Genomic DNA, 13,510 nt, shown 5'->3' on the forward strand with positions numbered 1-13,510 from the left:
CAAGATAATGGTGACGTATTTGCCATACACCTAGCAGGTTTGGGCTATGTTTGGGCTTGAATTTTGTTCAAGTCCCGCTATAAAAAAACCAATCCGTAAACCTATCCACAGCTTGAGTTCGTGATTCATAATCGCGCGCTGTAGCACAGTCTAGATTGGAACCACCGAGTACCAGGGCTATAGCTAACGCCAACACCCCTAAAAAATGCGATTTTGACTTAATTGAAAGTGATTTAATTAGCACGATTAAACCCAATAACAATTATCAATCTCCCCGATATCGCTGGTGATAAATCTTTTGTTGCCATCCATCTCTAGAACAAGAACTTCCTCCTGTTTTAGGTGCGAGAGTAGATAAGCACCAATAAATTTTTCCATCAAAAATAACGCCTTTTTTGATATATTGTAACTCAGAAAGAGGTTGCCACGGTCGCTCGATATTAGACTCATCATAATATCGATATTGTTTTCCCTTTACCTCTAAACCCTGATCCGTACCTCCCAACCAATAACGACCTTCTTCAATTATGTTTGATGACGATTTTTGTTGATTGCTATTTGTCTTTTTCTCAATCCACCAATTCCTCACAAAACGTTTTGTATTTTCAGCACCTCTTGTCGTAGCGACTATAACTAGCAGTTCTCCTTGTTGATTGATAAACTCAAAACGACAAGGCCCCTCTCCTGTACCAGAACAATCCTTAATCTCTTTATATCCCAAATCAAATAGCTCTTTAACAGAACGATCTCTGAGGTTGGGTTGACTTTGTAAGCTGGGCTGCCACCCTTGTTTAATCAGGATTTGACGCGCATCTTTGTATGGCATACCTTGTTGAAGAGGTATTTTTTTTGGGGCATTTACAGAATTTTCAAGGCTGACTTGAACTTTTTTATTTAAAGCCTCGATTGTTGAATTTTTTTCTGGATTATTCAGGTGATTTTTTTTACTTGTTGTATCGATGTTTGCACTATTTATGCTGGGAAGTTGTTGCTGTGGGGCAGCATCCGCCAAACTTGTATATCCAATGGCGATTAGTCCAAGCAAGGGTGCAATAATTCTGGTTGTAATAACAGTGCGATCGCATATCCAACTTTTCATACTCATCGGTTTAAAACTTTCTTTTTACAGAGTTGTGTAGAAATGACCTCTAGGAGTTATTTTCGGATAAATGCTGCGGTGTAAGGCGATCGAGTCTCACAGTCCACAATTGGAAATATACATTTCGCGTCGAATTGCTGACCATTCACTAATGCCGATCCGATCGCTTTTGGGAATGGGCTGTCCGGTTCGTTGAGGATGGCGGCTATAAAAAATTGTATCTGCAAGTAAATCGTAGGTTTGCTCGTAGGTTTCGCCGTTAATTGTCGTGAATTCCCATCCTGTCTCTTCTGGGGCTGGCCTAAAACAGACTTCTTGTACCGACTTAACTCGTGGATCGATCGCTTCGCGCAATCTCCGCCATTGATTGCTATATTCGCGATCGCCCGCTTGGAGTTTGCGATTGTTTAACTGAGGATTAACCCTGTAGAATAAGAAATCGGTCAATCGATCGACGGCTTGTTCCCGCGATTCGGCTTTGGCTAGATTGGGGCTGCTGAGGACAAGGGCGATCGCCAGAGCACCAACCATTGAAAATCTTGAGACAGACTTAATTAATAACGACTCGATTAGCATACTGATTTGGTGTTAATTCCTACCGCCATCCCAACCATCTGAGCACGGGCACAACTAAATAATGACTCACTCCCAAACAAAGCCCGATCGCACTTCCCAACAAACCAAAAAACACAATTGAGCCCCAAACTTGCAGCCAGCCGAAGGTAACGTTAGACAGTGACAAAATCCCAAAGAAACTCCCCGGAAAAATGTTCCAAGCATTCAGCAACAGAAACATTCCCGTAGAGAAAACAGCCACTACCAAAGCGTGAACTAATTGATGGCTCCGCAAACCCATTCCCACAGTCAAAGAAGCGATCGCAAAAGCTCCCAAAATAACCCCCTCCACACCACTAGAAGCTGTTGCTTCCATCCAGCACAAACCCGCCAACAAATAGCCCTGAGCTCCCATCAATCCAGACAGCCAATACTGTTTTTGCTGGCGAAAACTCCCCGCATCCGTCAAACCGATCGCAGTTCCGAACCCCGCCAACCCAAACAGCAGCACTTCGGGCCCGACAGCGAAAGTCATGTTAGGAATTAATTGCTGCAAACCTTCGTTCAGAAAACTGGCAATTTCCGGGCCAATAGGCGAAGCATAACCCAAAACCAAACCGCCGATCGCCCCCGCACTTCCACCAACCGCACCCAGCACCATTTCCCAGCCCGTATCCAGAGAAGCTACCACGATTTGGGCGATCGCGCCGAACAGCAAAACCGTCAAATTTGCCGTTTTTTGCGCCCCTGTTACCACTACTTGCCGGCAGAATTCTACAATAGCTTGACCCATTGGGGCGATCCTCTTCGAGGGCTTCGCTAACGCGATTTTGCCCTTACTCCTAGCATAAATCTCCTGCAAACGCGCCCGAACATCGCCAGCAGTCGCCGGACGCTGCTGCACATTCGATCGCACCATATCGTCTAACAAATTCGCCAAAGCCGGACTCACAGCTACAATGTGGCGCCACCGCAACTCCCCCGTCATCGGATCTTCAATTTCCGCCGGATACTTCCCCGTCAGCAAATGAATACAAGTCCGCCCCAGGGCATAAAAATCCGTCGCCGGCACCACACCGCCTCCCACAATTTGTTCCGGCGGACTGTACCCGGGCGAAATCAACCGCGTCGAACTCGGAGAATCTTTTCCCGCGGATTCGACACCGCCCATCTGTTTAACTCCCCCAAAGTCGATCGTCACCAATTGCAGTCCGCCCAAACCCTTGCTTAGCAAAACTTGGGGCGATTCCGGGTCTCGCAGCATCAAATTTGAGGGTTTAATGTCGCGGTGAATAATTTGACACCTATGCAACTCCTCTAAAATTTCCACAGCTTGACTCAGCCAACTAAACACCCATTCCTGGGGACATCCTTGAGGGTGCTCGTCGAGAACCTCTTCTAAAGTTTTGCCGTGAATCTTTTCCATTACCAAACAAGGCAGCCGCTTCGCCGCAGGATTTCCATCCCCGCCTGCAAAATTTTGCGTTTGGACGTGAAAATAACCGTCAGGCTCGACTCTAGGGACGCCAGGGTGCCGCAAAAGTGCCAAAACCCAAGCTTCTTGCTCGAACAGTTTCAGGGCTTTCGCGGAAGTTTCGAGCAACACTTTCAGGACGCGCTCGGTTTCAGTTTCTGTGTCCCAAACTGTGAAAATTGCTGCAAAACCCCCGGAACCGAGGCTTTCTAGAGGCACGTAGCGATTTTTTAGCCGCAGCGGAGCCCCGCAACTATGACAAAAATTGTTGCCCCAAGTCTGAGGGTAGGGCCTTGGGCAATCTGGATTGATGCAGTGAACGGCTTTTGAAGGGGGGTGAGGCACAACCAGAGTAAAAATGGGGCTAAATATCCATAGTAGACTTACGCGCTGCTAACGCAGAAACCCGGTTTTCAGCGAGGTTAAATGGCTGTAACGACGGATTTGGTTTGAGAGCACAAGTCCTGTCCATATTATGTGCTATGCTGTCGATTTTTGAGTTGGCGGGCCCAGAGTCACGGGATTTGAGATTTTGGATTTTAGATTGCTACATACTGAATTGTAGTTGAGATCGATCGGGCGATCGATCTTAACTCCCAACCACAACTTTAGGTATTTCTAACTACTTCCCCCTGACCCATTACCCCTTAACAATTCTGATTTTTAAGTATTAAATTCTTTACATAAACCGTATTGATTCCCTGTTCGGCTCGCTGCACAATATATTTCGCTCGCTCGAAATTCCTCCCCACTCTGCGATCCCCAGCCTTTCCTCCTGCATCCTTCGCCCCGGGCTTTTCATAAGATATGTTACAAATATTTGCCTAATGTAAAGGAAAATAAATAATACTTATGATGATTAAAAGAATATTAAAATTTGAGAGTGACACTTTGTTGATATATTTTTAACAGCCTGCGATCGGGCAAAAAAATTAAGCGAATACTAGGAAGCGAGATATGGCTTACGCGCAAACCCAAACTCAATCAAAGGCTGGGTATAAAGCCGGAGTTCAAGACTATAAACTAACGTATTACACGCCGGACTACACGCCGAAAGATACAGATATTTTGGCTGCCTTCCGCGTCACACCGCAGCCGGGAGTTCCCCCAGAAGAAGCAGGCGCTGCTGTGGCTGCTGAATCTTCTACAGGTACATGGACGACTGTTTGGACTGACCTCCTGACCGACCTCGACCGCTACAAAGGTCGCTGCTACGACATCGAACCAGTTCCCGGTGAAGACAACCAATACATCTGCTTCATTGCCTATCCTTTGGATTTGTTTGAAGAAGGTTCCGTCACCAACTTGCTGACCTCTTTGGTCGGTAACGTGTTCGGTTTCAAAGCTCTGCGCGCTCTGCGGTTGGAAGACTTGCGGATTCCCATTGCTTACCTGAAAACCTTCCAAGGCCCTCCTCACGGTATTACCGTTGAGCGGGACAAATTGAACAAGTACGGCCGTCCTTTGCTGGGTTGTACAATTAAGCCCAAATTGGGTCTGTCTGCTAAGAACTACGGCCGTGCCGTTTACGAAGTTCTGCGCGGCGGTTTGGACTTCACCAAAGACGACGAAAACATCAACTCGCAACCGTTCATGCGTTGGCGCGATCGTTTCTTGTTCGTTCAAGAAGCTATTGAAAAAGCCCAAGCAGAAACCGGCGAAGTCAAGGGTCACTACCTCAACGTAACTGCCCCTACCTGCGAAGAAATGATGGAGCGGGCTGAGTTCGCTAAGGAAATCAAAACCCCCATCATCATGCACGACTACCTGACCGGTGGTTTCACTGCAAACACCACCTTGGCTAAATGGTGCCGCCGCAATGGTATTTTGCTGCACATTCACCGCGCCATGCACGCAGTTATCGACCGTCAGAAAAACCACGGTATCCACTTCCGCGTGCTTGCCAAGTGCTTGCGGATGTCCGGCGGCGACCACCTGCACTCCGGTACAGTTGTGGGTAAACTCGAAGGCGAAAAAGGCATCACGATGGGCTTCGTAGACTTGATGCGCGAAGACCACATCGAAGAAGACCGCAGCCGCGGTATTTACTTCACCCAAGATTGGGCCTCCATGCCCGGTGTCATGCCGGTTGCTTCTGGTGGTATCCACATCTGGCACATGCCGGCTTTGGTGGAAATCTTCGGCGACGACTCCTGCTTACAGTTCGGCGGCGGCACCTTGGGCCACCCTTGGGGTAACGCACCTGGTGCAACTGCTAACCGCGTTGCTTTGGAAGCTTGCGTCCAAGCTCGTAACGAAGGCCGCAACTTGATGCGCGAAGGCGGCGACGTGATCCGCGAAGCTTGCAAATGGTCTCCTGAACTCGCTGTTGCTTGCGAACTCTGGAAAGAAATCAAGTTTGAATTCGAGGCAATGGATACCCTTTAAGGATTTTTGGTTTGAGATTTTAGGTTTTAGGTCGCAAACTTGCTGGGAAGTCTTTATCTTTGAAGAAGATTTACAAGTAAGTTTGCATCCAAAATCTAAAATCCAAAATCTAAAATTTGAGGGAGCTGGGGTCAAAAATGGATCTCAAACAAGTTGCGAAAGACACCGCTAAGGTGCTGGCAAGTTACCTAACCTATCAATCCGTGCGGATGGTGGTCGCTCAGTTGAGCGAAACCAATCCTCCTCTGGCAATCTGGTTGAATGATTTTTCCACTAAGGGCAAAATCCAAGATGGAGAAGCTTACATTCAAGAGTTGCTTTTGGAAAATCAAGATTTAGGATTTCGGATCATGACTGTGCGAGAGTATCTGGCTCACGATGTGACAGAATATTTGCCAGAAATGGTTTGTACTGGCATTCAACAGGCGAATATGGAACACAGACGCCAGCATTTAGAGCGAACTACGCAACTTAATTGGTCTGTTTCTAGCAGTAATCCTGAAACATCAATAGATTCTGAACCGAATCTGGATAATTTGTCGAGTTAATCGATCGACAAGTGCGATCGAACACACACCTTAGAGATACAAAAAATGAAGACTTTACCTAAAGAGCGTCGTTACGAAACTCTGTCCTATTTGCCCCCGCTGACAGACGCGCAAATTGCCAAGCAACTCCAGTACATCCTGGATCAAGGCTACATTCCCGGCGTAGAATTCAACGAAACCTCTGCCGCTGAAATGCGCTACTGGACTCTGTGGAAGTTGCCTTTGTTTGGTGCTCGCAGCGTCCAAGAAATCATGGCAGAAGTTCAAGCTTGCCGTCAAGAAAATCCTAGCTGCTACATCCGCGTCATGGGTTTTGACAACGTGAAGCAATGCCAAGTGCTCAGCTTCATCGTGCACAAGCCTAACACCAGAGGCTACTAAAAAGTATTGGCTGGCTAATCTAACTTTTAGGTTAACAGTCATTGCAGATTGGAGGCGGGGAATTTTCTCTGCCTCTTTTTTTATAGCTTACAAATAGCTTTTAAAACTTGCAGCAACAAAATTGAAGGTTCGGGCTCCATCAGGTTTAGCAAAGGCAATAGCTGATAGGTTGGGTTATTGCCCCCCTGAATATTGACGAACTGATAGTGCATTCCGTTTGTTGTCAAGCCCCAGATTGTGTCTTGATACTTTAAATTTTGATAAGCATAGGTTAGCAATTGGGATAAACCCATCAATGCGTTGATTCCAGAATTTTTACTTTCAATCACCAAAACCCAAAAATATGTATCGCTTCTGATAGGTTTTATCCTGTTGACAGCTAAGATATCAAACCGTCCTTTAATGATAGTATCTTCATCTTCAATGCTAATTTCGGCGATGTCTTGTTCTAAACTAATTTTAATCGGGCGACGGTAGAAGCCAGCCAATCGCATTAGGGGAAAGGTAGTCAGAGCTTTTACCAGTCCTTCAGAAACTCGATCCGTTGAAATGTAGTCATCGAAATCATCCCTAATTTGTATAAGTTCCTGCTGTTCGTGTTCTGTGATATCTTCAAGGGATAACAGAGAGGTAAATGAGTTCGTGTACTGCTTTTGAAAGCCGAACAGACGGTGTACTTCTGATAACGTTAGGTGTTTGGCATTAATAGTTGTCGTCATATTTTAATAGTTATTTAATTTTTAGTTATAATTATAACATAGACATTGCGGTAGTCCACTTGCACCATTCTTAGGAACAGGCAAGATGCCTGTTCCACAACATATCAAGTTTCTTGTGGGGTATGCCGGAGAGCCGGCCCATATTCTTAGGAACAGGCAAGATGCCTGTTCCACGACATATTAAATTTTTTGTGGGGCGGGCATCTTGCCGCCCATGAAAGTGACAAATGGGATAACTGCGAACCTAATCTATCCTTTCCATCACAATTCCATCAACTATTTCATAACCCCAATTAGAGTTGCGATTTGCCAACTGATCGGCCATATCGCATTCGCCTAAATTGCATAGTTCAACTAACTTTTGATATCCTTCATCTCTTTCTCGCTGCAACCTTTCCTGCCGCAGTTTTTCTCTCTTTTCCTCAGAAGGATTTGGTCGCTCTTCTCCCAGCGGATTGATATCGCTAATTCGTTTCATATCAGCCTCATTAAAAAGGGATTGATTCGACTATTTCACCGTCAACTATTTCGTAACCCCAGTCTGGATTTGCAGCGATTTGTTTTTCAACTATACTTCGCCCCAGAGGAGTTTTGTAAGCTTTTTGCAAAGAGGAAATACTGGGGATTTCGGCGGCGGTTGGTGGCTCTTTTTGTTCGAGTTTTGGCGGTTCACCAATTGTTTCAGATGTGGATTGATTTAAGGCCGATTGAGGCGCGATCGCCCCTAACTTCCGCATAACGCTATCCTTGGTGATTTGCGGTTTTTCGTTGAAGGAAGACGGCAGATATGGTGTGTCAACGCCCTGCTGTTTTGCTTTGAGTGCATCATCGGCAAGGCGATCGCACTTTCGCAAAAATCCCTCCCACAAATCTTTGCCCAAAACCGGGTTTCTCAAATCAGCACGGGCTTTAGAGACTGCTGCTTCTAGCGGTTCGCCTTTGTGCACGTAATACTGAATTCGCTCCTCTTCAAAGGCAGGATAAGGCACTTCCGGCTCGATTTCCCAATCTCGCTTAACTTTCTGACTTTCTCCTAAAGGGATTCCGGCGATAAATTCCTCCCAAAAAGTCGAGGTTAAGCCTTTTGTCATGCTGTCAATAATTTTAAATGCCCATCCCGAAGGATTGCCAAATCCTAAGCTGCGCTCTTGAGCATAGGCTTCTAAAGATCGCTGAAAATTGTGAAGTTGTTCTTGGGAATTCCAAGGGCCGCTAAATCGGTAATGAGGCGTGACAGCAACGGCTATTTGCTGGCGGGGTTGCCCGAAATATTTGTCGGTTTTAACTACATGATTTGGGGGTGATGTTTTGGGGAAGATTTCTACAGCGTGATTGTCACTTTCGCGGCTTATCGGTGTTATAATATCGTGCGGATTCTGTGTCCAAAAGTTATTGAGTTTTTCCTCGAAAGCATCAATGTCCGCCCAGAGTTCTAGGGTGTCCGTGTTGGGATTTGTTAATTTTTCTTTCAGGAGCGATCGCACTTTGAGCTGCTTTCTCGCTAATTCCTGTTCTTCCTGATTTAAACCCGTTGCTTTTTCTATTTCTGCGCTGTTAGTTTTCACCCATTCGCCGGAGTTGGACTGTTGTGATTGCCATTGCAATAATTGGCAAAGAAAAATACTCGCCACGACTCCGCCGGTAATTGTCGCGAGTTTGGGATAGTAGATGGCGGGATTTCCGAGATTTCCTAAAAATATTCCTATTTTCATTTTGTATATTCCTAAGTCCCGTAATAGTTGGGTGCGGCGAAGAGCATCTTACCTCGACTAAACTAGCATTGAGAAACTTAAGATTTTCTTTAAGCTTCTGTCTATTCCTGACTGAATGGAGTTTCTAGAGTCAAAACGGGGATCGCTTATTCGATCGCCTGATTGACAGGACTGACTTAAACGTAATAATAAATTATTTACTGTACAGATCCTGCCAAAATGAATCCAGAACGCCAAGAAGCTTATTTGAACTTAATCGAGCGAGTGCTTACCTGTCCCAACGGCCAAGAACCAGAAGTTTTGAGTTCCTGTTCCCATTTAATTGATGCGGGATTTGTGCAAATGCTAATCCAGATATCGGCTTCAATGGCCCGCGAAGGTGACGAAGATACTGCTAATTTTTTAGTACAACTTGCTCGTTTGCTGGGGAAATCTTTGGGTTTGTCGCCGGATTTGATGCTGGCTGGGTACAGTAGTGGACAGGGGTAGAGAAAAAGTGCGATCGCCTCGTTGTATCATGTTTTGAGAAATGAGGGCGATTCCCTACCCTTCGGGATAGCTTTGCTTCACCTAATTTTTAAATGCAGCTATGGCTTTACAGTTTATATTCGAGAGGCTCGCAAAACTCATTCACCCCAGTTTTAAATACATAAATAATCACCGAAGTCACCAAAATATCAGGGCAAATTTTTGCGGCAACTAAATCTCTAAATGCTGCATTCAATTGTCCGTTTGTCAACTCTTCCTTAACCTCTGATTTGCAGATAGCAACGCGGCATCTTTTGGCCAATCCGTCTAACCAATTTTCTGATATATTCGGTTCTTGTCCCGCTTGAATTGCTAGAGATATCGCTGCATCTTCGATGTTGCCTTCGCAATCTTCGATTGCGTCTAGGGCTTTTAGGGCTTCGGGATATTCCGCTAATTGCGAGCGAAATTGGGCAATTTGTTGTGAGGTAATAATCACCATATTATTTTCCTGTGTTCTCTGTTGGCGGGATAAGTTTAGCAATTAAAGTTGCTATTATAGCATTTTTTGATGGAGGTGGGAATTGGGCGATCGAACTTAATTACATTTTCAAATAATATTTTGCACTTCGCAAGAGTCGGGCTGGGGCTTAATCCCTCGTATTAAAGCTTAAGTCCGGGCTATGAGGAGTGATGTTAAAATTGACCAAATGCGGCGCTAAAATAGGTTGACAGGACTCATATTTATAGAGAGTTAGGAAAAATGACAATCGTTACTTTAAACTTAGATACTGTCGAACTAACCGATGAACAGTTTTACCGTTTATGCCAGATGAATAGAGATTGGCAATTTGAACGGACACCTAAAGGAGAAATCATTATTATGTCACCCGCAGGCGGAGTTAGCGGCAATCGAAAAGCCTATTTAATTACAGATTTGGGCTTGTGGAACCGTAAAACGCAGCTAGGGAGAGTGTTTAGTTCTTCTACACTTTTTCGCTTGCCTAATAATGGCTATCGAGCTCCAGACGTGGCTTGGGTTAGCTTAGAAAGATGGTCTGCTTTAACAGCAGAAGAACAAGAGAAATTTCCGCCAATCTGTCCTGATTTTGCCATTGAATTGCGATCGCCCCCAGATCCGCTGCGGCCGCTTCAGGAGAAAATGCAGGAGTATCTAAACAGTGGTTTACGCTTGGGTTGGTTAATTAATCCTCTAGACGAAAAAGTGGAGATTTATCGCCCTTCTCGCGAAGTAGAGGTTGTACAATTTCCTGTAAGTTTATCGGGAGAAGATGTCTTGCCCGGATTTGTGCTTAATTTGCCCATGATTTGATATTGCATCAAACTTTTTCTGTTTCCAACTGTATTTTCTTCGGACAAATATCATCATCGTACCAACCCGTCAAAGCCACCGCCAAAGCATCCGCCGCATCGTCCGGTTTCGGAATATAAGTTAACTCTAACTCCCGCGCCACGGCCTCTTGCACTTCAGATTTATCCGCATTACCGCGGCCGGTCAAAGCTTGCTTAATTTGAGCCGGCGTAAACTCGAACAGCGGCACTCCACACTGCGCCAATACTAGCGTCAAAACGCCACGCGCTTGGGCTACAAGTATGGTATTTCCCATCTTGTAAAAGAACAGTTTTTCGGCAATTGCTATATCAGGTTTAATCTGTTCAATTACCTCGTGCAAATCGTCGTAAATTGTTTTCAAGCGCTGTCCCATTTCCTGTTTTGGCGTTGTTTGTATGACGCCGCAATCAATCATGGAAACGCTATTTTTATCTTGTTTGCCCGGTACAATTTGACAGCAAATTGCCCCGTAGCCGAGATTTGCTAAGCCGGGATCTAATCCTAAAATTCGTTTTTCCATTGCCAGAATTAGTAATTGGAACTGGGAAGGAGGCATTAAAAATTTGGGAAATGTTTCCTCACTACCAATTACCAATTACCAATTATTAATTACCCCTCAGTTGTTTCTAGGCCGAATACCCGATCGAACACTTTAGTTACTTTATACCCCGAATCTATTGATTCTAGCGGGTCTTTCCGCAACCGGTGCCGCAAACACAGAGTCATCACCCGGCGAATATCGTCCACAGTCACCTCCGTGCGACATTCCAAAGCCGTGAAAGCTTTCGCAGCCCGATTCGTCACCAAATCGCCCCGCAGCCCGTCTACGTCCAATTCCGCGCAAACTTGGGAGATTTTTACCCGCAACTCTCGATCGATAGTTACCGATTTCAACCTTTCCTGGGCTTCCACCAACTTCTGCTGCATATCATCTTGTTCGTGCTGATATTTCGCGAGAAACTCCGGCGGATTTTGGTCAAAACTCGATCGCTGTTCGACAATTTCCACTCTTAAATTCGGGTCTTTTACAGTCCGAATTTCTGCGTGCATCCCGAATCTGTCGAGCAACTGCGGCCGCAATTCTCCTTCTTCTGGATTCCCGGAACCGATGAGAATAAACTTAGCCGGGTGGCGGATCGAAATTCCTTCTCTTTCCACAGTATTCCAACCGCTGGCGGCCGAGTCGAGCAAAACATCGACTAAATGATCGTCGAGCAAATTAACTTCATCAACGTAAAGAATGCCACGGTTAGCTTTAGCTAAAAGACCGGGTTCAAAAGCTTTAACACCTTCCGACAAAGCTTTTTCGATGTCGATCGTACCGCAAACTCGGTCTTCGGTAGCGCCCAAAGGCAAGTCTACCATTTGGACTTTTTTGCGGGCGATTTTAATCTCCGTTTGAGACATAGTGCGATCGCGCACCTCATCACTCATCAAATCTGGATCAGTGGGATGACTGTTAAAAGGATCGTCAGCCACCACCTCAATTTCCGGCAGCAAATCAGTGAGGGCGCGGATTGTGGTAGATTTGCCAGTACCTCGATCGCCCATAATCATCACCCCGCCAATTTTGGGATCGATGACATTCAACAGCAGCGCCAGTTTCATCTCCTCCTGGCCAACAATTGCAGTGAAGGGAAAAACAGCGCGGCGGGCTGCGGTAGCGGTAACGGTTGGTAGAGCGCCCGCATTTAGGGTATTGCTGACTTCGGCAGTAGGACTCACAGGATAACTCAAAATATAATAATTGCTTGTTTATTGTAGGGGATAAGGGATTGTCTGGAGCGATTCCCTACCGCAACGGGCCCGCACGCGCGTTCGGGATAGCTTCGCACGCGCGTAGTTTTAGGATGCCCACAGAGCACTGATCCCCTTCAACAGGATAACGAGTACGAGTGTTTATTTAAAAAAAGTTTTAATCAACTTGGCACATCCGGCACTGTGCAGCAATTTTTATGGACGATCGCACGGCCCAGAACGATCGGCGCGATGGGACAATATTGATGAGATCCCGTCAAATTATCCCAAACATGAATAATTGGCCGAAATTCCTCCCCGATCCTACATCGTGCGCCAGAGGGTTTGCCTTAAGCATTAGCTTTTGGCTGATTGTTTCTTTACTGTGGCCCAATGCTTACTACTATTCCTACGGATTTAGAAGGACGTACTGGTACACCATCAGGAACTCTGACTGGGAATCTCCGATCGTACTTGCTTGGTTGTGCCAAATCTGGTTATTTGCTTTCTATCACTGGGGGTTAACCAAGTTTGCAGAGTGGGTGGAAATTCGCCGACACAATCAGCAACCGCCGACTGTATCGGCTTGGAAGCACTGGCGGGAAGGCGTTATAGCATTTCTCACACTGCCAGCAGCAATCGTGATGGGAATTCCGCCGACAGCCCTTTTTATGCTGCCGATCAGAAGCTCTTCGGGCGCGCTGATTGCTTTAATTCTAGGAACTGCGATCGCATCTGCTTACCTGTATCACTTCCGCTTTGCAAAGCTGCTTAAAATTATTCTTAAATTCTTATGGATTTTCTATGCAGACCTTCTAAAGATACTTGAACTTTTGTTAGTTCCAGTATTAACTGGTACTCCGTTTTTTCTGCTAACTGTTGCGACGGCCGAAATAGTGCCAATACAGCTACTGCCACTGACAACCTTTCTGTTAGTTATTTGCGTACTGCTAAGCGGGATAGTGGGATATGCAGCTTTGCAGTATTGGTCAGCGCATTAAGTAGGGCTTGCTGAATATATCGATGGCACTTGACGTAGCCTGGGTTATGCGCTCGCGAGAGCGAGGGTAAAGTG

15 protein-coding genes are annotated in these 13,510 nt (G+C 45.8%); 6 read left to right on the forward strand and 9 right to left on the reverse strand.

The features are described from left to right. Positions 1–265: 265 nt before the first annotated feature. From QUA34_RS28990 to QUA34_RS29000, 3 genes are all read right to left on the reverse strand, one after another. Entirely contained in the window at positions 266–1,099 is an 834-nt protein-coding gene (locus tag QUA34_RS28990; protein WP_333390864.1) for a hypothetical protein, read from the reverse strand. A gap of 96 nt (positions 1,100–1,195) precedes the next feature. Continuing rightward, positions 1,196–1,630, reverse strand: coding sequence for a hypothetical protein (locus QUA34_RS28995; protein ID WP_333390865.1), 435 nt, complete (start codon positions 1,628–1,630; stop codon positions 1,196–1,198). Positions 1,631–1,694: 64 nt separating this feature from the next. Continuing rightward, complete coding sequence (locus tag QUA34_RS29000) at positions 1,695–3,473, reverse strand: serine/threonine-protein kinase (RefSeq protein ID WP_333390868.1); 1,779 nt, start codon at positions 3,471–3,473, stop codon at positions 1,695–1,697. A gap of 612 nt (positions 3,474–4,085) precedes the next feature. Here QUA34_RS29000 and QUA34_RS29005 point away from each other — a divergent pair. From QUA34_RS29005 to QUA34_RS29015, 3 genes are all read left to right on the forward strand, one after another. After that, positions 4,086–5,516, forward strand: coding sequence for a form I ribulose bisphosphate carboxylase large subunit (locus QUA34_RS29005; protein WP_333045238.1), 1,431 nt, complete (start codon positions 4,086–4,088; stop codon positions 5,514–5,516). Between the two features lie 137 nt (positions 5,517–5,653). Next, positions 5,654–6,064 (forward strand): RuBisCO chaperone RbcX, encoded by a 411-nt coding sequence (gene rcbX, locus QUA34_RS29010; RefSeq protein ID WP_333328228.1) that lies wholly within the window; start codon positions 5,654–5,656, stop codon positions 6,062–6,064. A 45-nt stretch (positions 6,065–6,109) separates the two neighbouring features. After that, positions 6,110–6,445 carry a ribulose bisphosphate carboxylase small subunit gene (locus QUA34_RS29015; protein WP_190745620.1) on the forward strand — a complete coding sequence of 112 codons (336 nt, stop codon included), beginning with the start codon at positions 6,110–6,112 and terminating at the stop codon, positions 6,443–6,445. Between the two features lie 80 nt (positions 6,446–6,525). On the opposite strand, the gene QUA34_RS29020 is transcribed toward QUA34_RS29015, so the two are convergent. The 3 genes from QUA34_RS29020 to QUA34_RS29030 all read right to left on the reverse strand — a co-directional run bounded on the left by QUA34_RS29020 (position 6,526) and on the right by QUA34_RS29030 (position 8,876). Then, positions 6,526–7,164: a restriction endonuclease subunit R gene (locus QUA34_RS29020; RefSeq protein ID WP_333390870.1), complete on the reverse strand. Its 639-nt coding sequence runs from the start codon at positions 7,162–7,164 to the stop codon at positions 6,526–6,528. Positions 7,165–7,408: 244 nt separating this feature from the next. Next, positions 7,409–7,642, reverse strand: coding sequence for a hypothetical protein (locus QUA34_RS29025; protein WP_333390873.1), 234 nt, complete (start codon positions 7,640–7,642; stop codon positions 7,409–7,411). 10 nt (positions 7,643–7,652) lie between these two features. Next, a complete protein-coding gene (locus QUA34_RS29030; protein WP_333390874.1) occupies positions 7,653–8,876 on the reverse strand; it encodes a hypothetical protein in 1,224 nt (407 codons plus the stop codon). A gap of 219 nt (positions 8,877–9,095) precedes the next feature. Between QUA34_RS29030 and QUA34_RS29035 the strand changes: the two genes are divergently transcribed. Continuing rightward, positions 9,096–9,365, forward strand: a complete 270-nt coding sequence (locus QUA34_RS29035) for a hypothetical protein (RefSeq protein WP_333379027.1) — start codon at positions 9,096–9,098, stop codon at positions 9,363–9,365. A gap of 106 nt (positions 9,366–9,471) precedes the next feature. Here QUA34_RS29035 and QUA34_RS29040 read toward each other — a convergent pair whose 3' ends face one another. After that, on the reverse strand, positions 9,472–9,846 hold the full coding sequence (locus tag QUA34_RS29040) for a hypothetical protein (protein ID WP_006632950.1): 375 nt from the start codon (positions 9,844–9,846) through the stop codon (positions 9,472–9,474). Between the two features lie 261 nt (positions 9,847–10,107). Between QUA34_RS29040 and QUA34_RS29045 the strand changes: the two genes are divergently transcribed. Further along, positions 10,108–10,677: a Uma2 family endonuclease gene (locus tag QUA34_RS29045; protein ID WP_333328240.1), complete on the forward strand. Its 570-nt coding sequence runs from the start codon at positions 10,108–10,110 to the stop codon at positions 10,675–10,677. A gap of 7 nt (positions 10,678–10,684) precedes the next feature. Here QUA34_RS29045 and ruvC read toward each other — a convergent pair whose 3' ends face one another. Together ruvC and bchI are read right to left on the reverse strand one after the other, a co-directional pair. Then, the gene (gene ruvC, locus QUA34_RS29050; protein ID WP_333328243.1) at positions 10,685–11,218 is read right to left on the reverse strand and encodes a crossover junction endodeoxyribonuclease RuvC; all 534 of its coding nucleotides are present in this window, start codon (positions 11,216–11,218) and stop codon (positions 10,685–10,687) included. A gap of 89 nt (positions 11,219–11,307) precedes the next feature. Next, entirely contained in the window at positions 11,308–12,423 is a 1,116-nt protein-coding gene (gene bchI / locus QUA34_RS29055; RefSeq protein ID WP_333390877.1) for a magnesium chelatase ATPase subunit I, read from the reverse strand. A gap of 230 nt (positions 12,424–12,653) precedes the next feature. Here bchI and QUA34_RS29060 point away from each other — a divergent pair, with 230 nt between their 5' ends. Then, positions 12,654–13,436 carry a hypothetical protein gene (locus QUA34_RS29060; protein WP_333390880.1) on the forward strand — a complete coding sequence of 261 codons (783 nt, stop codon included), beginning with the start codon at positions 12,654–12,656 and terminating at the stop codon, positions 13,434–13,436. Positions 13,437–13,510: the final 74 nt, after the last annotated feature.

The organism is Microcoleus sp. POL10_C6 (genome assembly GCF_036701585.1).
Lineage (GTDB): Bacteria > Cyanobacteriota > Cyanobacteriia > Cyanobacteriales > Microcoleaceae > Microcoleus.

What these genes read in the sequence shown, in the direction of transcription:
- QUA34_RS28990 (WP_333390864.1), bottom strand. Translation starts at nt 1,099, where the DNA reads ATGAAAAGTTGGATATGCGATCGCACTGTTATTACAACCAGAATTATT.
- QUA34_RS28995 (WP_333390865.1), bottom strand. Translation starts at nt 1,630, where the DNA reads ATGGTTGGTGCTCTGGCGATCGCCCTTGTCCTCAGCAGCCCCAATCTA.
- QUA34_RS29005 (WP_333045238.1), top strand. Translation starts at nt 4,086, where the DNA reads ATGGCTTACGCGCAAACCCAAACTCAATCAAAGGCTGGGTATAAAGCC.
- rcbX (WP_333328228.1), top strand. Translation starts at nt 5,654, where the DNA reads ATGGATCTCAAACAAGTTGCGAAAGACACCGCTAAGGTGCTGGCAAGT.
- QUA34_RS29015 (WP_190745620.1), top strand. Translation starts at nt 6,110, where the DNA reads ATGAAGACTTTACCTAAAGAGCGTCGTTACGAAACTCTGTCCTATTTG.
- QUA34_RS29020 (WP_333390870.1), bottom strand. Translation starts at nt 7,164, where the DNA reads ATGACGACAACTATTAATGCCAAACACCTAACGTTATCAGAAGTACAC.
- QUA34_RS29025 (WP_333390873.1), bottom strand. Translation starts at nt 7,642, where the DNA reads ATGAAACGAATTAGCGATATCAATCCGCTGGGAGAAGAGCGACCAAAT.
- QUA34_RS29030 (WP_333390874.1), bottom strand. Translation starts at nt 8,876, where the DNA reads ATGAAAATAGGAATATTTTTAGGAAATCTCGGAAATCCCGCCATCTAC.
- QUA34_RS29035 (WP_333379027.1), top strand. Translation starts at nt 9,096, where the DNA reads ATGAATCCAGAACGCCAAGAAGCTTATTTGAACTTAATCGAGCGAGTG.
- QUA34_RS29040 (WP_006632950.1), bottom strand. Translation starts at nt 9,846, where the DNA reads ATGGTGATTATTACCTCACAACAAATTGCCCAATTTCGCTCGCAATTA.
- QUA34_RS29045 (WP_333328240.1), top strand. Translation starts at nt 10,108, where the DNA reads ATGACAATCGTTACTTTAAACTTAGATACTGTCGAACTAACCGATGAA.
- ruvC (WP_333328243.1), bottom strand. Translation starts at nt 11,218, where the DNA reads ATGGAAAAACGAATTTTAGGATTAGATCCCGGCTTAGCAAATCTCGGC.
- QUA34_RS29060 (WP_333390880.1), top strand. Translation starts at nt 12,654, where the DNA reads ATGGACGATCGCACGGCCCAGAACGATCGGCGCGATGGGACAATATTG.